This is a genomic window from Phycisphaerales bacterium AB-hyl4 (assembly GCA_041821185.1).
Taxonomy (GTDB): Bacteria; Planctomycetota; Phycisphaerae; order Phycisphaerales; family Phycisphaeraceae; genus Natronomicrosphaera; species Natronomicrosphaera hydrolytica.
The window spans coordinates 119030-139073 of record JBGUBD010000001.1; the positions used below are offsets into that span (position 1 = coordinate 119030).

Genomic DNA, 20044 nt, shown 5'->3' on the forward strand with positions numbered 1-20044 from the left:
CGCGAACCGAGGACGAAGCACCGATGAGCGCGAATCTGCCATCACCCATCTCGCCGCTGGGCCCGACGACGGGCATGACGCCCGCGACCGGCGGCAGTCGTTTCAAGCCGATCGATCCGCTGCGCGTCCTGCGGAAGTACATGTGGCTGCTGATGCTGCTGGTGATCGTCGGCGTCTCGCTCGGTATCGGCACGTGGTATGTGCTGCGCACACAGGCCCCGAGTTATACATCGCAGGCCCAGCTTCGCGTCACCCCACTGCCGCAGGCCGACTCGACGCGGGTGGCGTCGGAAATGCATCAGCAACGACTGGATGTGCTCGCGACGTTCATTCAAAACGAGATCATGCGCTTGCGTTCGGAGGATATCCTCCGCGCGACGCTGGACCGCAGCGAAGTGCGAAACACGCGATGGTTCCAGCAGCATGGCCATGACCCGCTTCGCGCGAGTGAGAAGCTGGCGGACGATCATCTGCGCGTATCGATGATGCGTGGCACGACGTTGATCAACGTCAGCGTCAGCACGCGCCATGCCGCCGATGCCGCACCGATTCTCGATGCCCTGCTGGCGGTCTATCTGCAACAGATTCGCCGACAGTACTCGCAGGATCGTGACGACATGCGTGTCACCTACACCACCGAGCGCGACCGCTGGGCGGGTGAGGTGGAGCAGTATCAGCGGGAGCTGCGCGACTTCCTTCGACGCGAAGACCTCAGCTCGCTGGAAAGCCGACACAACGAAGCGAGTATTGCCTATCAGCAGTTGGCCAGCCAGCGTGTTGAACTGGAACTGATGCTCGACCAGATGCGTGCCAGCTACGAAGCGATGCAGGAGCAGCAGCAGGCCGGCGAGGTCGGATTGACGCCCGAACAGATGGTCGAACTCGAAGCTCGGCCAGGCATCGAACGACTGAACTCGGAACTTCGATCCTACCGCAAAGAACGCGAAGCCATGCTCGACCGCTTCGGCGAAGACCACTATCAGATCCGCCAGATGGACAACCGCATCCGCGCGACACGCGAAGAGCGGGATCGCGAAATGCAGCGGATGGCCCGCGAGCTTCAGTCCGCGCGGCTCGAACGCGCGGGCATGGACGTCCGATCGCTGGAAAGCCGGGCCGCCGCGCTCGAACCGCGGATGCGCAGCGCTACCACCCGGCTGACCGACTTGAACGATCGGCTGACGCGCTTCCGCCAGTTGCAGGAGCAGTTGGAATACGCCCGCGAACGGCGGGACGTCGCCTCCGAAGCGCTCGACTCGATTCGCGTGGAAGACGCACGCCCCGACGCCGTGCCCGTCCGTCCACACGTCCGCCCGACCGTAGCGCAGTTGACGTTCCCTCAGCCACGAGTGGTCGTACCCGGCGTCACGTTGCTGGTCGTCGGCCTGGGCGTCGGGTTGATCCTGCTGCGGGAAATGCTCGACCAACGCCTCCGCAGCCCCCAGGACGTCAAGGCCTGCGCCGAAGCGGACCTGCTGGGCATGGTGCCCGATGCCAGCGAAGACCCCACCGACCCCGGCCGCATCGAACGCGCCGTCGCCCGCAATCCCACCGGCCTCGTCGCCGAGTCGTTCCGGCAGGTTCGCACCGCCATCATGGCCAAGATGGACCGCCGCGGCTACAAGACGCTCGTCCTCGCCAGCGCCCAAGCCGGCGGCGGCAGCTCGGCGGTCACCGCCAACCTCGCCGCCAGCCTCGCGCTGAGCCATCGCAGCGTCTTGATCGTCGACGCCAACTTCCGTCAGCCTCACCAGCATGACCTCGCCGCCGTGCCGCAGACGCCCGGCCTCGTTGAATGCCTCACCGGACGCGCCAAGCTCGCCGACGCCGTCGCACGCACGGAAACTGAAAACCTCAGTGTCCTGCCCGTTGGCGATGTGAACGGCGCCGCGCCCGAACTGCTCGACGACGCCCGCTTCCGCACGCTGCTCAGCGAGGCCGAGCGCGAATATGACATCATCCTCATCGACGCCCCGCCCGCCCTGCTGGCGACCGACACGCAACTGATCGCCCGACATGTCGACGCGATCGCGCTGATCGTTCGCGCCGATCGCGACACGCGCGGCATGACCGACCGCATGCTGCGACTGCTCGACGGCCACCGCGCCGACGTGCTGGGCCTGATCCTCAACGGCATCCGACCCAGTGCCGGCGGATACCTGCGCCGCAACTACCAGGATTACTACCGCTACCAAAAGAACGGTAAAACCAACGGCACCACCCCACCGGCCGGCCGACTGGCCGCGCCCGAGATCAACGAGCCGCAAGACACCGCCAGCCGCTGATTCGCAACATGATGACCATGCTGCCGGCGCTGGGTGAGATTGTGGCCTGAACAAGCGAGGTATTTGCTTGGCCGACAAGGTTCTTATTACAGGCGGCGCGGGCTTTATCGGATCGCACCTGGCCGAGTGGTTTAAGCAGCAGGGCCGGGCGATCGTGCTCGTTGACGACCTGTCGACCGGCCGACGCGAAAACATTGCCCCCCTGCTCGACCGCGACTGCCAGCTCATCGAAGGCCGCGCCAGCGCCGTGCTGCGCGACCCCGCGGTGCTCGTCGGCGTCAGCGAGATCTACCACCTCGCCGCCGCGGTGGGCGTCAAGCTCGTCGTCGATCAGCCCGCCGAGATGGTGCGCAACAACATCGACGAAACCCACGCCGTGCTCGACGCCGCCCGGCAAGCCAACGCCGCCGTGCTCATCGCCTCCTCCAGCGAGGTGTATGGCAAATGCCCCACGCTCCCGCTTCGCGAGGACATGGAGCTCGTCTACGGCCCCACCACCGCCTCACGCTGGAGCTACGGCCTGACCAAGGCCCTGGACGAACATCTCGCTCTCGACTACCACCGACGCTACGGCCTGGGCGTGATCATCACCCGGCTGTTCAACACCATCGGCCCCCGACAGCTCGGCCGATATGGCATGGTCGTGCCCCGATTTGTCTCCAGTGCCGTCCGTAATCAGCCGATTCAAGTCTATGGCGACGGCCGGCAGACGCGGGCCTTTTCCGACGCGCGCGATATTGTCCGCGCCATGGCCGACCTGCTGGGCAAGCCCGCTTGTCATGGGCAGGTCTACAACCTCGGCTCAGACCGGCAGATCACCATCCGCCAACTCGCCGAGATGGTCATCGACCTCGCCGGCAGCACCGGCGGCGTCCGCGAAGTGCCCTATGAAGCCGTGTATGGCCAGAACTTCGAAGACCCGCCGCAACGCCTGCCGGCACTCGACCGAATCCGCAACGCCATCGGCTTCAAGCCGCGATACACGCTCGAACAGACACTCACCGAACTGATCGAACGCGAACAGCAGAGCCTCGCCATCACTTCCGGAACTGCTTCGGACGCCTGCGAATGATCCAGACGTTGGCCCAACTCGAACGCCACGCCCAGGACGCCGACGCCGCGCCCACGGTCAACCTGCTTTCGGTTATCGCCCCCTACATGGGTGTGTTCTTCGCCGCGTTCTTTGTCGCCATCATCCTCACGCCCATCATGCGATGGGCCGCCACACGCAACGGCGTCGTCGACTGGCCCGACCTCAAACGCAAAAACCACGTCCAGCCCGTGGCCTACCTCGGCGGCGTGGCCATCTTCCTCGGCTGGCTCGTGGGCGTCACCCTCTGCTACTTCATCGCTCCCCAGCCCAACGGCGACGGCGCAATCACCGCCTCGCTGATCAACTTCCCCATGAGCATCATCCTCGGCGCCGCCGCCATCACCCTCACCGGCCTGTTCGACGACGTCTACGGCATCAGCCCACGCGTCAAGGTCGGCGGACAGCTATTCGGCGCCGCGGCACTGGCCAACGAAGCCGTCGGCCTGCAACTGATCGAAAGCTCCATCCAACTCATGGGCCTGCCCGAAATGCCCGGCTGGGTGGTCTACCTGCTCGGCACCGCCGTCATCGCCGTGTTCGTCCTCGGCGGATGCAACGCCACCAACCTGCTCGATGGGCTCGACGGCCTCGCCGCCGGCGTCACCGCCATCGCCGCCCTCGGCTTCCTCGTCATCGCAGGCATCATCGTCCTGCGAACCCTCGACAGCCCCGGCGACGCCAGCGCCTGGGACCCGATCCGCATCGTCATGTGCCTCGCCATCCTCGGCGCCGTCCTCGGCTTCCTCCCCTACAACTTCAACCCCGCCACCATCTTCATGGGCGACGCCGGCTCACTCCTGCTCGGCTACCTCAGCGTCGCCACCATCCTCATGTTCGCCGGCACAAGTAACGGCATCGTCATCGTCACCGCCGCGCTGATCGTCTTCGCCCTGCCCATCGCAGACACCGCGCTCGCCATCTTCCGACGCAAAATGCAGGGCAAACCCATCTTCTCGCCCGACTGCCACCACATCCACCACCTGCTCCGACGATCCGGCATGAGCGTCAAGCAAGCCACCCTCACCCTGTACGCCTTCTCCGGCTTCTTCGCCGTCACCGGCGCCAGCCTCGTCTGGGCAGAGGTCCGATGGCGCTACATCCTCGCCGTCTTCGTCGTGCTCTACGGCTTCATCATCGTCACCGCCTACAAGTACGGCCAACTCCAGCAACTCCAGCAGGAACAACGCGCCCAACAGGCCGACGCCGACGACGCCTCAACAATCGCCCCACCCTCCGCAGGCCGAAACGGCCACGCCCACCCAAACGGCTCCGACAAGCCGTCGGACGCCAGCAAAATGCCCGCGGGCCCACCCGTCTGAACCCAACCTAAAGCCCACGGATGGCATCCGTGGGCACCTGCCCACCCCGAGTCCAACGGAAAACCCCTCCAACATGCCCCGGTCATAAAACCAGGGTATTCCCATCGCTCAAACGCAAAGATTCAAAGCCAACCCCGTTCCATCGGTTTGCAGGCGGGGTCGACCCTGATACAATACTTTGCTGGCGGGTCGGTGACCGCCAGTGTCGGTCTGCGCCCTCGCAGAATCGGCGTTCTTTCAGGTATGAGTCGTTGTAATACGACCGGTTTCGGCCGGTCTTTTTCGTCCTTGCCGCCCCACCGAGGTGGACAGGGAACGCGTTGCAGTCTCTCGAAGTTCCGAACAAACTCGGACAAGCAAGGGACTGGTCGGGCAGACGCCAAGCCCACAGCGTGAAACAAGCAAGGTTAGCGCCAAAAGGAGTCGGTCATGGCATCGCTGGTTAAAGATCTGGTCGAAGCAGGTATTCACTTCGGCCACCGCGCCACGAACTGGAACCCGAAGATGGCTCCGTACATCTTCGGCAAGCGAAATAAAATCCACATCATCGACGTCAAGGAGACCATCAAAGGCCTCCTGCTCGCTCGAAAATTCGTCACCCGCACGGTCGCCGGCGGCAAAGACATCCTCTTTGTCGGCACGAAGCGACAAGCCCGGGCCATCCTCGAACAACACGTGCCCGACACCGGTATGCACTACGTCACCGAACGTTGGCTCGGCGGCACGCTCACCAACTTCCGCACCATTCGCGAACGGCTCAAGCGACTCGAAGAGCTCGAAAAGCTCGAAGAGTCCGGCGAAATCGCCAACTACTCCAAGAAAATGGAGGCCAGCCTCAACCGCGAACGCGACAAGATTCAACGCAACCTCGGCGGCCTGCGAAACATGACCAAGCTCCCCGGCGCGATGGTCATCATCGACGTCGGCCACGAGCACAACGCCGTCAAGGAAGCCCGCAAGCTGGGCATCCCCACCGTCTGTCTGATCGACACGGACTCAAACCCCGACTTCGCGGACATTCCGATCCCCGGCAACGACGACGCGATCCGCGCCATTGACGTAATCGTCTCCAGCCTCTGTGCCGCCGTGATGGAAGGCAAGTCGACCCGCGCCCAGGCCCAGGCCGAACGCACCGGCGGAGCGGACGACGCCAGCGCCGAGTCGCAGCGCCGCCGCAGCCGACGCGCCCAGTTCCGTGCCGAGGATCAGCCCGGCCAGCCGAGCGAAGAGCCCGCCGAATCGCCGGACAAGATGGGCTCGGCCCGTGCCGAAGGTGACTCCGAAAAGGCTGTCACCAGCGCCGTCGGCCAGGCCGACACCACCCGCAGCGACCGCACCGCGCCCCCACAGTAAGCCACCCATCGGGAGCCCCCATTTAGCCGCGTCGCTTGCGACGCGCTCGTATTCGTCGTTCCGCGAGCCAGCGCATCGCAAGCGACGCGGCTAAAATGCGATCCTCCCTTTTCAGTAAAACACAACCCAAGATTGAACGAGGAGACTCACCATGGCGATCACCGCCAAGGACGTGATGGCACTACGACAGAAGACCGGCCTGGGCATGATGGAATGCAAAGAGGCCCTGACCGAAGTGGACGGCGATGTCGATAAGGCCGTCGACCTGCTGCGTCAGCGCGGCCTGGCCAAGATGGACAGCCGATCGGAGCGCACCAGCGCCGAGGGCCGCATCAACGCCGCCGTCAGCGATGACGGCAGCAAGGGCGCGATCGTCGAGATCAACAGCGAAACCGACTTCACCGCCTCCAACGACGCCTTCCTCGCCATGGCTGACACCGTCGCCACGGAAGCCATCAAGGGCGAGCCCGGCGAAGTGGTCACCAACGACGCCATGAAAGCCGCCATCGACGAAGTCCGCCTCACGACCAAGGAAAACATTCAGTTCGCCCGCGGCGCCGTGCTCGGCGGCCCCGGTTCGACCGTCGGCCAGTACGTGCACTTCACCGGCAAGGTCGGCGTGCTCATCGAACTCGACGGCAAGGCCGACGACGCTCTGCTCAAAGACCTGTGCATGCACATCTCCGCCGTCAGCCCCGCCCCGCTGGGTGTGACTGAAGACGAAGTGCCCGCCGAGGTCGTTGAGAAGGAACGCGAGATCGCCAAGGCCCAGGCCATCGAGTCCGGCAAGCCGGAGCAGATCGCCGAAAAGATGGTCGAAGGCAAGATCCGCAAGTTCTACGATGAAACCGTCCTGCTGCGTCAGCCGTTCATCAAGGACGACAAGAAGCAGATCAAAGACCTGCTGCCCAACGGCGTGACGATCAAGAAGTTCGTCCGCTATCAGGTCGGCGGCTGATCAACCCAACCCCACCCAACCCAAAGGCCCGCGCTCGCAAGAGCGTGGGCCTTTTTTGTTGCGCCCACCAATTTGCGCTAAACTGCAATCGACGCCATAAAGCCCACGGATGGCCATCCGTGGGCTTTACCCGCACCACCACTCCCCCACCGCCCATGACCCAATCGCCCGACCAACCCGCCCCCGACGCGCACTGGCTGCTCCACGGCGACCTGCCCTGCCTCGGCTGCCAATACAACCTGCGCGGCCTCGTCGGGCCGACGGTCAAGTGCCCCGAATGTGGCCACCTCAACGACCTGCGCGACCCCACTCCCTGGCGCACAAAGAAGCTGCCCACCGGCGAACTCGTCCGCGAACACTGGCCCGCCTCCGCAGCACTGGCGTCGTTCGCCGTCATGGTGACGCTGCCAGTCATGCTCGTCACGACGGGCACCGCCTTGCTGCGCAACGCCTTTCCCATCGTCGGCCTCATCGCACTCGCGGCGTTTGTCCTCATCGTGACCTGGTGGATGCTGTCATGCATCCGCTGGCTACGCTCATGCTCGTGGGGGTTGTGGGGCTGGAGCATCCTGATGGGCACGCACCTGGCGATGTGGGGCACGCTGGTCGGAGCCGTGGGCTGCTTCGCGTTCTTTGCCGACCCGCGCGGGATGCTCGTCACATCACCGTTGCTTGCCGTGGTCCTGATCGCGTCGGTGACAGGCTTATTCTGGTTGCGATCGCTTATTCGCCGCGCCGACCGCACCGGCCAGTTCCGAAGCGACTGGCGCAAGTGGCAACTCCCCACCGGCGAGCCCGACAACTCAGCAGATCCTCCTGTTTAGCCCCCGCGCCCACGCGGTGGCGGCGCTCCAGCGAGCCCATAAAAAACGCCGTCCACACATGATGCATAGCACCAGGTATGGACGGCGGGGGTTGGGGGCATCCAAAATTTAGCCGTGCGTCTTACTTGCTGTTTCGCACCGCAGCCTGTGCCGCGGCGAGGCGGGCGATCGGCACGCGGAACGGCGAGCAGCTCACGTAGTCAAGACCGACCTTGTGGCAGAACTCGACCGACGACGGGTCGCCGCCGTGTTCGCCGCAGATGCCGAGCTTGAGATCCTTCTTGGTCTTGCGACCCTTCTCGCAGCCCATCGCGACGAGTTGGCCCACGCCGGTCGCGTCCAGCGACTGGAACGGGTCCTTCGGCAGCAGTTCCTTGGCGAGGTAATCACCCAGGAACGTGCCCACGTCGTCGCGGGAGTAGCCGAACGTCAGCTGCGTCAGGTCGTTCGTGCCGAAGCTGAAGAAGTCGGCGTGCTCGGCGATGTCGTCGGCCGTCAACGCAGCGCGGGGGATCTCGATCATCGTACCGATGGAGATGTCGAGTCGGCCCTTGTGCTTGTGCTCCTTCTTGACGCTGGCGATGGTCTGCTCGGCGAGGCCGCGGAGCAGGTCCAGTTCCTCGGCCGTGCCGACGAGCGGAATCATGATCTCCGGCTTTGCCTGCACCTTCTTCTTCTGACACGCCATCGCCGCCTCGACGATCGCCCGCACCTGCATCTCCAGGATCTCGGGGTACGTCACTGCCAGTCGGCAACCGCGATGGCCGAGCATCGGGTTCATTTCATGCAGCTCGGCGACGCGCTGCTTGAGCTTCGCCGGCTTGATGCCGAGCGTCTTGGCCAGATCCTGCTGCGCCTTCGCGTCGTGCGGAAGGAACTCGTGCAACGGCGGGTCGAGCAGACGCACCGTCACGGGCAGGCCCTTCATCGCGGTGAAGATGCCGATGAAGTCTTCACGCTGGTACGGCAGCAGCTTGTCGAGCGCCTTACGGCGGGCGGCTTCCGTCTCCGCGACGATCATCTCACGCATCGCCTTGATGCGGCTGCCTTCGAAGAACATGTGCTCCGTTCGGCAGAGGCCGATGCCTTCCGCACCAAAGTCACGAGCACGCTGCGAGTCTTCCGGCGTGTCGGCGTTCGTGCGAACCTTCAGCGTCCGCATCCGGTCGGCCCACTTCATCAACGTCGCGAAGTCGCCGGAGAGCTTCGGCTCGATCGTTGCGATCTCGCCCGCAAGCACCTGCCCCGTCCCGCCGTCGAGCGTGAGCGTGTCCTTCGCGGTGAACGTTCGGCCGTTGACCGTGATCTTCCGCTTCTTCTCGTCAATGTGAATCGCACCCGCGCCGGCGACGCAAGGCTTGCCCCAACCGCGGGCGACCACCGCCGCGTGGCTGGTCATGCCGCCCGTGCTGGTGAGGATGCCCTGCGCGGCGTGCATGCCGTCGATGTCTTCCGGGCTCGTCTCGCGACGAACCAGCAGCACCTTCTCGCCGTCCTGCGTACGGTCGGCCGCCTCGGCCGCGGTGAACGCAAGCTTACCCACCGCCGCACCAGGCGACGCCGGCAAGCCCTCGGCGATCACGTCGCGCTTGGCCTTGGGGTCGAGCGACGGCAGCAGCAGCTGGTTCAGGTCGTTTGGCGGCACGCGGAGCACAGCCGTCTTCTGGTCGATCAGCCGTTCCTTGACCATGTCGCAGGCGATCTTCACCGCCGCCGGGCCGGTGCGCTTGCCGTTGCGGGTCTGGAGGATGTACAGCTTCTTGCGTTCGATGGTGAACTCAAGGTCCTGCACGTCCTTGTAATGCTTCTCGAGCTTGGTCTTGATCTTGATCAGCTGGTCGTACGATCGGCGGTCCCAACGCGGCATTTCCTTCACCGGCTTGGGTGTGCGGATGCCGGCGACGACGTCTTCGCCCTGGGCGTTGATCAGGAACTCGCCGTAGAACTCGTTCTTGCCCGTCGAGGGGTCGCGGGTGAAGGCGACGCCCGTGCCCGAGTCGTCACCCATGTTGCCGAACACCATCGTCTGAATGTTGACCGCCGTGCCCTGGAGCCCGGTGATCTCATTGATCTGGCGATAGCGAATGGCCCGCGGCGTGTTCCAGCTCTTGAACACGGCTTCGAGCGACTTCTCCAGCTGCACATACGGGTCTTGCGGGAACTGTTCGCCGGTGTGCTTCTTGTAGACCTTCTTGTAAGCGTCGACGAGCTCTTCCATGCCTTCGACGCCGAGGTCGTTGTCGGTCGCGGCGTTGTGCTTTTTCTTGATGCGGTCGAATTCGTCTTCGAACGCATGATGGTCAACGCCCATGACGACGTCGCCGAACATGTTGATCAGGCGGCGGTACGCGTCCAGCGCAAAGCGGGTCTTGCCCGTGGCGGACTGCAGGCCGTCGAGTGACTTGTCGGTCAGGCCGAGGTTGAGGACGGTGTCCATCATGCCCGGCATGGATGCAGCGGCGCCGGAGCGGACGGAGACGAGCAGCGGGTCGCTGTCCGAGCCGAACTTCTTGCCCGTGTCGCGTTCCATGCGCTTCATGTTTTCGCGCACTTCGTCCATCAGGCCGGCGGGCAGCTTGCCGCCGACTTTGTAGTAGTCCGCACAGGTTTCGGTGGTGACGGTGAAGCCGGGGGGCACGGGCAGGCCGATGTCGGTCATTTCCGCGAGGTTCGCGCCCTTGCCGCCGAGCAGCTGCTTCATCGAGCCGTCGCCGTCGGTCTTGCTCGGGCCGAAGTAGTAGACCTTTTTGTCGGTCTTGGCGCGACGGGTGGTGGTCTTCTTACGAGTGGTCTTTTTGCGTGTGGTTTTCTTGCGTGTGGCGGTGGCCATAGATTTGTTTCCTCGTCTTTTACGGACTTTTCAGGGGTGCGGATAGAGCGCGGATTGTAGTAGCTGCAACGAAAGCGTCAATTTAAAGGGGTTGGGGCATTGGGGGATGATCAACAACCGCGCGAGAGCTGTGATCTGCCTGCCCCCTTCACGCTGCCAGCAGCACCCGTGCCCCGGTGGGTCAGTTCAGGCCCATGGCCTTGAGGTTGTCGAGGCTCTTCTTGAGCGATTCGAACGGGTCGAGATCGCCTGAGTCGCGCTCGATGAGATACCACTGAACGCCGGCGTCTTTGCAGGCGTCGAGGATGGCGGGCCAGTTGAGGTTGCCCGTACCGACCTCGCACATCTTGTGCTCGCGTTCGGGGGTGACGATCATGTCCTTGACGTGGATCGCGGGGATGCGTCCCTTGCACTTGCGGATCCACGCCGCCGGGTCGCCGCCGCCGTGGGCGACCCAGTACGTGTCGATTTCGAACCAGGCGGCGTCGTCGAGCTTGTCGACGAGCAGTTGCATCGGGGTGTTCTTCGAGTCGACCTTGGCCGGGTCGTAGTCGAACTGGCAGAACTCGTGGCTGTGGTTGTGGTAGCCGATGCGCAGGCCCTGCTGGGCGAACTTCGGGGCGAGCGCGTTGTAGTCCTTGACGAAGCCTTCCCAGTCGGCGCGTTTGTCGTTGCTGTGGCCGAAGCCGCCGATGGCGGTCAGCTCGCAGCCGACGGTTTTATGCCAATCGATGACGGCGTCGGTCTCATTTTTAAGGCTGTCGAGGCTGCGATGCGTCGCGGCACAGACGAGGCCCGTGTCGTCGAGAATCTTCTTCAGCTCGCTCGCTTCGATCGTGTTGAAGCCCGCGGCCGAGGCCTGAATGGCGCCGAAGCCCATGTCGGCCAGCTTTTTGCAGGTTTTCGCGATGTCCGCCGGCGTCTGGCAGTGTTCGCGAAGGGTGTACATCTGAGCGCCAATCTGTGTCTTGGCCATGGTGCGTCGCTCCCTCAAAGCATGTCATTGAATCAGGTTCGATCAGGTTTGAAACCGCCAGTGTAGCGGTTTTTACGCGGTGTTGCGACATGACGCGACGCGGCACGGCGAGCGTGTCGGCCTCACCCCCGCCTCATCGCCGGGCCCAGCCGTTGAGCACCGCGTCGGCCGCATCGTGATACAGCGACCGCAACGTCGCGTCGTCCAGATTCGCGCCGCGCAGCTTGGCGGTGCTCTCGGCGGGCAGTGACGGGTCCACCAGCGACAGGTCGGGGTCGACGATCGGGCTCCGGCCGACGTAGTCCGTCTCCATCAACGTCCGCAGCGCCCAGTATCGGCTGGCGTAAAGATCGAAGTCGCGGTTGTCCGCCGACGCAACAATATCCGAGCCGAACAGCAGCCTGCCGCGGTTCCGCCGGGCAAAGTCTGCGAAGGCGTCCGCGTGCTTGCTCAACTCGCGCACCATCCACTTCGTGGCCGACGTGTCGAAGTAAAGGTTCTCATACGTGTCGAGCAACTGCTGGAGCAGCGGCAGGTTTTCGGGCGAGCCCGCCATGTGCGCCGCGATCCACGGCACGTCGCCGAAGTCGTCGAGCACGCGCTTCAACGGCTCGTAATGGTCCTGCTTCCTGCCATACCGACTCGCGTCGGCGTAATGCGTGGCGAACCATGTGTCCGGGTCGGCCACGTGGGTCATGAACATCATGCCCAGCGAGCGGGCCAGCCGCATCTGCTCGCGACGCTCTGGCGTGTCGAGCTTCATCGCCTCGGGGTCGAGGTCGAGCCCGCGCGGCGCAGCCCAGAGCTTGCACACCTTCACCCCCTTCTCGGCGAACCGCTCGATACGCCGCCGCCAGTCGGTGGTGAACGTGCCCGGCTCATCTTTCGCGGCATAGTTGGGCACAGCGATGAACTCGAAGCGATCGCCGAACCGCTCGCGCAATGGATCAACCTGCTCCAGCTGCGACATGGTCCAGGTCTTCTTCACGCCGTACAACTCGGCGACTTCCACATAAAGCTCCGCGGCCTCGACGGTGTTGATGTGCGAGTGGGCGTCGAAGATCGGGCCCGACCAGCGGAACCGGCGAGCCTGCTCACGGTAGTCCAGGTCGAGTTGGTTGGCGGGGTTGGGCGTGTTGGTGCTCATGGCAATGCGAGGGTTGAACGGTTCAAGTCTGTTTTAGCATACGTTCCCGGGCGAAGCACAGCCGGGACGGGCTTTGATACAATATATGTCTTGCGCTCATACCGGAGCGAGAAAGCTGAAAAACCATGGACGACGCCAAACCCACAACGCGAAAGCCGGTCATCGAAACCGTCGAGCCGATCGGCAAGCGAATCCTTCTGCGGAAGGATGAGGACAAGAAGCAGACCAAGTCGGGCATCCATCTGCCGGACAAGATGGAGATCCCCACGCTCACCGGCCGCGTGGTCGCCGTGTCGGCCGAGGTGTCTGCCGACTCGAACTACCCGATCGAACAATACGACCGCGTGCTGTTCAACCCCAAAGAAGCGATCCCCGTCGACTTCGAAGGCGACAACCGCCTGTTCGTCGTGCCAGTGGAACACATCGTCGCCGTGTTTCGACGAAACAAGTAAGCGGTTGACGATTGCAGCCCCACGCCGCGACCGTCGGCCAGCGAACTTCGGCCACCCGCCATAATCAGCCCATGCCCGACCAGCTTGCCATCACGCCACTGCCCGCCGCGTTCGATCTGACCATCGACGATCTGCCGGGCTCGAAAAGCCTCACCAACCGGGCGCTGCTGCTCGCTGCGCTGGCAACCGGGCAAAGCACGTTGACCGGGGTGCTGTTTTCCGATGACACACGACACATGCTCGACGCGCTCGGTCGGCTGGGCTTTGCCCTGACGATCGACGAAGGCAGCCGAGCCGTCACCGTCACAGGCCAGGGCGGCGCGATGCCGCGGCCGCAGGCGGAGCTGCATCTGGGCAACTCCGGTACGTGTGTCCGCTCGCTGACCGCCGCGTGTGCGCTCGGTGAAGGCCCGTACCGCATCGACGGTATCGCCCGCATGCGCGAACGGCCGATCGGCGAGCTGGTCGAGCCCTTGCGACAGATCGGCGCAGACGTGCAATACCTCGACAACGCCGGCTATCCGCCGCTGACCGTCGGCTCGCGCGGCGGGCTCGCAGGCGGTGAGCTGATCATGCGGCCGACGCTGTCGAGCCAGTTCATCACCGCCCTGCTGATGGTCGGCCCCTGCTGCCGGGCGGGGTTGACGCTGCGGTTTGAGGGGGCGGTCACGTCACGCCCATACGTTGAAATGACGCTGTCGGTGATGGAGGCGTTCGGCGCGCGAGCAAGCGTTGACGAAGCGTTTACGCGCGTACGGGTGGAAGCCGGCACGTACGCCGGGCGTGCGTATGCGATCGAGCCTGACGCCTCGAACGCGAGCTACTTTCTCGCCGCGGCGGCGGTGATGCCGGGCAGCCGATGCACCATCACCAACCTCGGCAAGGCGAGCTTGCAGGGCGACGTCGGCTTCGCCGAGGTGCTCGGGCAGATGGGCGCACAGGTGACGATGTCGGACGACGCCATCACCGTCGCATCGCCAGCAACGGGCCAACCGTTGCGCGGCGTTGACGTTGATCTCAACCGCATGCCCGACACGGCTCAGACGCTCGGGCCAGTGGCGCTGTTCGCAGACGGGCCGACGACCATCCGCAACGTGGGCAACCTGCGCGTAAAGGAAACCGACCGCATGGCCGCGTTGCAGAACGAGCTCACGAAGCTCGGCGCGACGGTGGATGTGGTCGGCGATGATCTGCGCATCACACCGCCGGGCGACGGCAAGCTGCGGCCGACCGCGATCGACACGTATGACGACCACCGCATGGCGATGGGCTTCGCCGTGGCGGGCCTGCGTTCGCCGGGCGTGGTCATCAACGACCCGGCCTGCGTGAACAAGACGTTTCCCGACTACTTCGATTACCTCGACCGGCTGCGCGGCGCGAGCGCATCGCCCGCCGCGGCGCAGGGACGCATGGGATGAATGACTTCTGGGCTTTCGCCCGCCGCATGCTCGATTACCGCCGACTGCTGGCCTTCGGCTTTGGCGCCGCGCTGCTCGATGCGTTGTGCGCCTTCGGCGGCTTCGCAACGCTGATGTGGGTGATCGACCAGATCTTCCGGCAGGAACGCACGGTCCGCGACGTGGTCGCGCAACGCCTCGACAGCGACGGCGTCCAACGCATCTTCGGCGATGTCTCCCACCTCGCCGAGTGGGTGCCCGCCGGCCAACTGCCGGGGCTCGCGATGCTGCTGGGCATCATCTTCGTGCTGGCGATCCTTGGCTCGGCGATGCGCTACCTTCACCACCTCACGAGCATCACCGTCTCCATGCGGACTATCCTGCGCATCCGCCGCGACGCCTTCCACCGCCTGCTGCACGCACCGATCGAAACCATCCTCACCATCGGCACGGCGGACAACCTCTCGCGCGTCGTCCGCGATACGACCCAACTCGCCCGCGGCTTCGAAGCGCTCATGGGCAAAGCCGTCCGCGACGTGCTGGTGGGCACGGCCTTCCTCATGGTCGGCGTGCTGATCGACTGGCAACTGAGCCTTATCTTCCTCGTCGGCCTGCCGATCATCTACGTGTGCATCCGCAAGTTCGGCAAGCGCATCCGACGCGCGGCACGCAGCGCGTTCCAGGCCTACGGCTTCATGACCGGCGCGTTGCAGGAATCGATGCAGGCGCTGCCCGTTGTCAAAACCCATAACGCCGAGGGGTACGAACGCAGGCGCTTTGGCACGATCAACCGCGAAGTGCTCCGACAGGAAATGCGCGCCCGCAAAGCCCGCGCGATGAGCTCGCCGGTGATTGAGCTGCTGGCGATCACGGGCGTGATGATCGTCACGCTCATTGCGGCGTGGATGGTGTTTCACGATGAATCGCGCCAGCCACAGGATCTGCTGATGGTGCTGCTGGCGCTCGGCGCGGCGGGCGGCTCGTTTCGGCCGCTGGCGAACATCAATAACGACTTGCAGGAGTCGTCCGCCGCGGCACGGCGGATCCGCGAAGTGCTCGACCTGCCGGTGGAAGCGAACACGTTGCGCGGCGAAGACCGCCACGCCGAGCCGCTGCCGCGACACAGTCGCGAGGTGCACTTTGATCATGTGAGCTATCGCTACCCCAACGCCGACCGTTTCGCGGTGCACCAGGTCGACCTGCATGTGAAGCATGGCCAGACGATCGCGGTGGTCGGGCCCAACGGCTCGGGCAAGAGCACGCTGTTGAACCTGCTGCCGCGCCTGACCAACCCCAGCGAAGGCCGAGTGCTCATCGACGGCGTGGACATCGCCAACGTCAACCTCCGCCAACTGCGATCGCAGATCGCGGTGGTGACGCAGCAGACCTACCTGTTCGCCGGCACGATCGCGGACAACATCGCCTACGGCCGAAGGCACATCACACGCGACGCCATCGAGCGGGCCGCGAAGTCGGCGTTCGCTCACGAATTCGTCGCCGCGCTGCCCGACGGCTATGACACGAAGCTGGGCGAAAGCGGCTCGGGCCTGTCCGGTGGTCAACGGCAACGCCTCGCGCTCGCGCGAGCCATTTTGCGCGACCCCGCCATCCTCATCCTCGACGAAGCGACCAGCCAGATCGACACCGACTCGGAGGCGAAGATCAGCGAAGCGCTCGCCAGCTTCCGCGAAGGGCGGACAACTTTCATCGTCGCTCACCGCTTGAGCACGGTCGTCGACGCGGACTGCATCGTGGTGATGGAAGCGGGCAAGATCGCCGACATGGGTACGCATCACGAGTTGCTCGAACGCTCGGCGATCTACCAGACGCTCACCCGCACGCAACTGATGCCCAGCGGTAAGGCAGGCGCGTAGACGCGTCGGCTGCTTGCGTATGATTCATGCGCCGCTGCACGCATTGAGTGAAAGGTCGAAGCATGTCCAACAGCTCGGCAAGCACATGTCCGCTGTCACGCGAGCAGGTGATCGAGCGATATTTCCTTGAGCATCGCGCAAAGCTGCTCGACGTCGCGGCGTTTCTCGATCGGCTGGATCGAGCCGAGGGCAGCCCCCCTGCCGAGGCCGACGACTACCGCATCGCGGCGCTGCTTCGTGCGATCGACGTGTTGCGCGATGGCGAGCCTGGCCGTGCCCGGCGGGTGCTTGAGGTGTTCTCCGATCCGTCGGCCGACCCCATCCCCACCGCAGGCGCGAAGGGCGCCACCGGCGCTCACAACCCCCAAGCCTGATCCCCCAAGCCTCAAGCCTCACCCCCCACCGCATGAACTACATCGACCCGCACATTCACATGGTCAGCCGAACGACGGACGACTATGTCCGCATGGCGATGGCGGGCTGCGTCGCGGTGACCGAGCCTGCATTCTGGGCGGGCTTTGACCGCAGCTCGCCAGCGGGGTTTTACGATTACTTTCGTCAACTGACCGAGGTCGAACCGAAGCGGGCGGCGACATATGGCATACGGCATTACTGCTGGCTGTGCATCAATCCGAAGGAAGCGGAGGACGTAGGTTTTGCGCGGGAGGTAATGTCGCTGATCCCTGAGTTTCTCAGTCGGCCGAACGTATTGGGCATCGGCGAGATCGGGCTGAACAAAAACAGTCGAAACGAGTTGACGATTCTCGAAGAGCAGATCGCGATCGCCAGTGAGCATGACCAGCTCATCCTCGTGCACACGCCGCATCTCGAAGACAAGCTCAAGGGCACTCGGCTGATCATGGACGCGATCAAGCGCAACGCGAAGATCGACCCCGGCCGAGTGTTGATCGATCACGTCGAAGAGCACACGGTGGGCGAGGTGCTCGACGCCGGCTACTGGGCGGGGATGACGCTATACCCGGACACGAAGTGCACGCCGCAACGCGCGGTGGACATCATCGAGACGTATGGCAGCGAACGGCTATGGATTAACTCCGCCGGCGACTGGGGCCCGAGCGACCCGCTGAGCGTGCCGAAATGCCGACAGGAAATGCTCGGCCGAGGGCATGATGTGCAGACCGTGACGCGGATCACATACGACAACCCGCACGCGTTTTTGTCGCAGTGCACGCGGTTCAGCGTTTAGCGGATGCCCCGCGGGGGCTCACAGCGCAACGCAGCGCCCCTGCGGGGCGGCCGCGAAACATGGCGGAGAATGGTGCGTTACACTCGCGGGATGATGTGTGACGCTATCGACGGTCGGCCGACGCTGGGCTACTGCACCAACGTGCACGCGGGCACGACGCTGGAGCAGACGCTTGCGAACCTTGAAACACACGCCCTCGCGGTGAAAGCGAGCGTGTCGCCCGACGCGCCGATGGGCGTCGGCCTCTGGCTGTCCGCGTCGGTCGCGCGCGAGCTGATCGACACGCAACAGATCGAACTGCTGCGCAAGTTCCTCGATGTGCACGGCCTCGTCGCGCACACGCTCAACGGTTTCCCGTTCGGCGACTTTCACCAACGCGTCGTCAAACACGACGTCTACCAACCCGACTGGCGACAACAGGCCCGCTTCGACTACACGCTCGACCTGGTGCACATCCTCAGCCAGTTGCTGCCCGACGGCATGACGGGCAGCATCTCAACCTTGCCGCTCGGTTGGCCGAGCCTGATGCGCGACGACGGCGACATCGAAACCGCCAAGCGAAATGCAGCGGCCCGGCTGCTCGACCTCGTTCACCAACTCGCCCGCGTGGAGCTGGATACGGGCAAGCTCATTCATGTCGATCTCGAACCCGAGCCCGGCTGCCTGCTGAGCACGAGCACGGACGTGGTCGATTTTTTCAACCGCTACCTGCTGGACAACCCCGACGAGCGGAGCGTGCGCGAATACCTGCGCATCTGCCATGACGTCTGCCACGCCGCGGTGATGTTTGAAGACCAGGGCGAGGCGCTCAGGCGATACACGCAAGCCGGGCTGAAGGTCGGCAAGGTGCAGGTGTCGTCGGCCGTGCGTGTAGACTTTGATGCGATGGACGAAACAACCCGCGAGCAGGCGATGCACGAACTACGCGGGTTTGCGGAAGACCGATATCTGCATCAGACGGCCGTGCGAAGCGACGACGGGCAAGTGCGGTTTTATGATGATCTGGGGGAGGCGATGAAGCGGGAAGGTGGGAAAGATCAAGACGTCCACGGCGTGACGCCGTGGGCTTCGCCGGGTGGGGAGTGGCGCGTTCATTTTCATGTGCCGATCTATCTTGATGAGATCGGTACGCTGGGGACGACGCGGGGGGCGATCGAGCGCTGCCTGCCTGTGGCGCGAGCGATGGGCGTGCAACATTTTGAGGCGGAGACGTATGCGTGGGGTGTGCTGCCGACGGCGTTGCGTGTGGAGCGGTTGGCGGACGGCATTGCGAAGGAGCTTTCGTGGCTGAGCAAGCGGATGACAAGCAGAACATGAAGCCGATCGACCCCGAGCATCCGCCGATGCGTGTGTGGCTGGAGGTGACGCGGCTGTCGAATCTGCCGACGGTGCTGAGCAACGTGCTGGTGGGGTTGGCGATGGCGTTGGAAGTGTACGGCCGACCGATCTGGGGCGGCTATCCGCGCGTCGAACAAGACCATGTCACGCTCTGGCGGGTGCTGATCCATGACGGCTGGCCGGTGCTGATTGCGATGGCGATGTTTTATTGCGCGGGCATGGTGCTCAACGATGTGTTTGACCGCGCGTATGACCGCGAGCGTCGGCCGGAGCGGCCGATCCCGTCAGGCCGACTCGCGACGCGGACGGCGGTAATCGCGACCGTGGTCTTTGCGCTCATCGGCATGTTTGTCATCGCGCGAACGGGGCTTTGGCCAACGGTTTTCAGCGCGGCGCTGCTGGTGTCGATCGTGGCGTATAACGCGCTGCATCGGCGGTGGGCGTGGACGGTGGCGTTCATGGGAATCAACCGCGGGGGGGTGTATGTCGTCGCGGCGGCGGTGACGGCGGCGGCCGTGGCGGCAGCGCCCGTGGCGGTTCCGATGAGCGCGTACTGGGCGGCGTTCGGGCGGATCGTGCTGCCGTTTGCCATAATCCTCGCGTTGTACACCGCGGCGATGACGTATCTCGCCCGTCGGGAAAATGACGCGGAAGTCGGCCGACGGCGGCTGCTCGCGTGGGCGCTGCCCGTGCTGGCGATCGCGGGCATGATGTCGGTCGTGCCGACGACGGTGGAGATGGTGGCGCTGGCGGCGGTGGTGGGGTTGTGCGTGCTGCTGTGGCTTGGCCGATGCGCGCAGCAGTACAGCGACGGCCCGCCCCACACGAGGCCGGCGGTGATGGGCTGGCTGGCGGGGATGTGCCTGATTGATGCGTACTTTTTGTCGCTGATGGGTCGCCCGGCGTTCGCGGGCGTGGCGCTGGTGTGCTTCGGTGCGACGCTGCTGTGGCAGCGGCGGGTGACGGGGACGTAATGCGCTTCGCGGCAAAC

Annotated in this window: 16 protein-coding genes; 13 read left to right on the forward strand and 3 right to left on the reverse strand. The window is 64.5% G+C overall.

The window, feature by feature from the left end; genetic code table 11:
• Positions 1-23: 23 nt before the first annotated feature.
• The 6 genes from ACERK3_00500 (at position 24) to ACERK3_00525 (ending at position 7832) form a co-directional block, all read left to right on the forward strand.
• The gene (locus ACERK3_00500; GenBank protein MFA9476760.1) at positions 24-2285 is read left to right on the forward strand and encodes a polysaccharide biosynthesis tyrosine autokinase; all 2262 of its coding nucleotides are present in this window, start codon (positions 24-26) and stop codon (positions 2283-2285) included.
• Between the two features lie 67 nt (positions 2286-2352).
• Entirely contained in the window at positions 2353-3357 is a 1005-nt protein-coding gene (locus ACERK3_00505; protein ID MFA9476761.1) for an NAD-dependent epimerase/dehydratase family protein, read from the forward strand.
• A complete protein-coding gene (locus ACERK3_00510; GenBank protein ID MFA9476762.1) occupies positions 3354-4697 on the forward strand; it encodes a glycosyltransferase family 4 protein in 1344 nt (447 codons plus the stop codon). The genes ACERK3_00505 and ACERK3_00510 overlap by 4 nt, the downstream gene beginning before the upstream one ends.
• A 429-nt stretch (positions 4698-5126) precedes the next feature.
• The gene (gene rpsB, locus ACERK3_00515; GenBank protein MFA9476763.1) at positions 5127-6050 is read left to right on the forward strand and encodes a 30S ribosomal protein S2; all 924 of its coding nucleotides are present in this window, start codon (positions 5127-5129) and stop codon (positions 6048-6050) included.
• A 151-nt stretch (positions 6051-6201) separates the two neighbouring features.
• The gene (tsf, locus tag ACERK3_00520; GenBank protein MFA9476764.1) at positions 6202-7008 is read left to right on the forward strand and encodes a translation elongation factor Ts; all 807 of its coding nucleotides are present in this window, start codon (positions 6202-6204) and stop codon (positions 7006-7008) included.
• A gap of 119 nt (positions 7009-7127) precedes the next feature.
• Positions 7128-7832 carry a hypothetical protein gene (locus ACERK3_00525; GenBank protein ID MFA9476765.1) on the forward strand — a complete coding sequence of 235 codons (705 nt, stop codon included), beginning with the start codon at positions 7128-7130 and terminating at the stop codon, positions 7830-7832.
• A gap of 121 nt (positions 7833-7953) precedes the next feature.
• Here the strand turns inward: ACERK3_00525 and ppdK are convergent, their stop codons facing one another.
• From ppdK to ACERK3_00540, 3 genes are all read right to left on the reverse strand, one after another.
• Complete coding sequence (gene ppdK / locus ACERK3_00530; protein ID MFA9476766.1) at positions 7954-10662, reverse strand: pyruvate, phosphate dikinase; 2709 nt, start codon at positions 10660-10662, stop codon at positions 7954-7956.
• Between the two features lie 181 nt (positions 10663-10843).
• A complete protein-coding gene (locus ACERK3_00535; protein MFA9476767.1) occupies positions 10844-11638 on the reverse strand; it encodes a sugar phosphate isomerase/epimerase family protein in 795 nt (264 codons plus the stop codon).
• A gap of 133 nt (positions 11639-11771) precedes the next feature.
• Entirely contained in the window at positions 11772-12785 is a 1014-nt protein-coding gene (locus tag ACERK3_00540) for an amidohydrolase family protein (GenBank protein ID MFA9476768.1), read from the reverse strand.
• Between the two features lie 125 nt (positions 12786-12910).
• Between ACERK3_00540 and ACERK3_00545 the strand changes: the two genes are divergently transcribed.
• The 7 genes from ACERK3_00545 to ACERK3_00575 all read left to right on the forward strand — a co-directional run bounded on the left by ACERK3_00545 (position 12911) and on the right by ACERK3_00575 (position 20027).
• Positions 12911-13237: a co-chaperone GroES gene (locus ACERK3_00545; GenBank protein MFA9476769.1), complete on the forward strand. Its 327-nt coding sequence runs from the start codon at positions 12911-12913 to the stop codon at positions 13235-13237.
• Between the two features lie 71 nt (positions 13238-13308).
• Positions 13309-14655, forward strand: coding sequence for a 3-phosphoshikimate 1-carboxyvinyltransferase (gene aroA / locus ACERK3_00550; GenBank protein MFA9476770.1), 1347 nt, complete (start codon positions 13309-13311; stop codon positions 14653-14655).
• A complete protein-coding gene (locus tag ACERK3_00555; protein MFA9476771.1) occupies positions 14652-16508 on the forward strand; it encodes an ABC transporter ATP-binding protein in 1857 nt (618 codons plus the stop codon). The genes aroA and ACERK3_00555 overlap by 4 nt, the downstream gene beginning before the upstream one ends.
• A gap of 62 nt (positions 16509-16570) precedes the next feature.
• Positions 16571-16882: a hypothetical protein gene (locus ACERK3_00560; GenBank protein ID MFA9476772.1), complete on the forward strand. Its 312-nt coding sequence runs from the start codon at positions 16571-16573 to the stop codon at positions 16880-16882.
• Positions 16883-16914: 32 nt separating this feature from the next.
• Entirely contained in the window at positions 16915-17715 is an 801-nt protein-coding gene (locus ACERK3_00565; protein ID MFA9476773.1) for a TatD family hydrolase, read from the forward strand.
• Between the two features lie 90 nt (positions 17716-17805).
• Positions 17806-19032, forward strand: coding sequence for a metabolite traffic protein EboE (gene eboE / locus ACERK3_00570; protein ID MFA9476774.1), 1227 nt, complete (start codon positions 17806-17808; stop codon positions 19030-19032).
• Complete coding sequence (locus ACERK3_00575) at positions 18999-20027, forward strand: UbiA family prenyltransferase (GenBank protein MFA9476775.1); 1029 nt, start codon at positions 18999-19001, stop codon at positions 20025-20027. The genes eboE and ACERK3_00575 overlap by 34 nt, the downstream gene beginning before the upstream one ends.
• Positions 20028-20044: the final 17 nt, after the last annotated feature.

What these genes read in the sequence shown, in the direction of transcription:
- ACERK3_00535 (MFA9476767.1), bottom strand. Translation starts at nt 11,638, where the DNA reads ATGGCCAAGACACAGATTGGCGCTCAGATGTACACCCTTCGCGAACAC.
- ACERK3_00565 (MFA9476773.1), top strand. Translation starts at nt 16,915, where the DNA reads ATGAACTACATCGACCCGCACATTCACATGGTCAGCCGAACGACGGAC.
- ACERK3_00560 (MFA9476772.1), top strand. Translation starts at nt 16,571, where the DNA reads ATGTCCAACAGCTCGGCAAGCACATGTCCGCTGTCACGCGAGCAGGTG.
- aroA (MFA9476770.1), top strand. Translation starts at nt 13,309, where the DNA reads ATGCCCGACCAGCTTGCCATCACGCCACTGCCCGCCGCGTTCGATCTG.
- ACERK3_00555 (MFA9476771.1), top strand. Translation starts at nt 14,652, where the DNA reads ATGAATGACTTCTGGGCTTTCGCCCGCCGCATGCTCGATTACCGCCGA.
- tsf (MFA9476764.1), top strand. Translation starts at nt 6,202, where the DNA reads ATGGCGATCACCGCCAAGGACGTGATGGCACTACGACAGAAGACCGGC.
- eboE (MFA9476774.1), top strand. Translation starts at nt 17,806, where the DNA reads ATGATGTGTGACGCTATCGACGGTCGGCCGACGCTGGGCTACTGCACC.
- ACERK3_00545 (MFA9476769.1), top strand. Translation starts at nt 12,911, where the DNA reads ATGGACGACGCCAAACCCACAACGCGAAAGCCGGTCATCGAAACCGTC.
- ACERK3_00510 (MFA9476762.1), top strand. Translation starts at nt 3,354, where the DNA reads ATGATCCAGACGTTGGCCCAACTCGAACGCCACGCCCAGGACGCCGAC.
- ACERK3_00540 (MFA9476768.1), bottom strand. Translation starts at nt 12,785, where the DNA reads ATGAGCACCAACACGCCCAACCCCGCCAACCAACTCGACCTGGACTAC.
- ACERK3_00500 (MFA9476760.1), top strand. Translation starts at nt 24, where the DNA reads ATGAGCGCGAATCTGCCATCACCCATCTCGCCGCTGGGCCCGACGACG.
- rpsB (MFA9476763.1), top strand. Translation starts at nt 5,127, where the DNA reads ATGGCATCGCTGGTTAAAGATCTGGTCGAAGCAGGTATTCACTTCGGC.
- ppdK (MFA9476766.1), bottom strand. Translation starts at nt 10,662, where the DNA reads ATGGCCACCGCCACACGCAAGAAAACCACACGCAAAAAGACCACTCGT.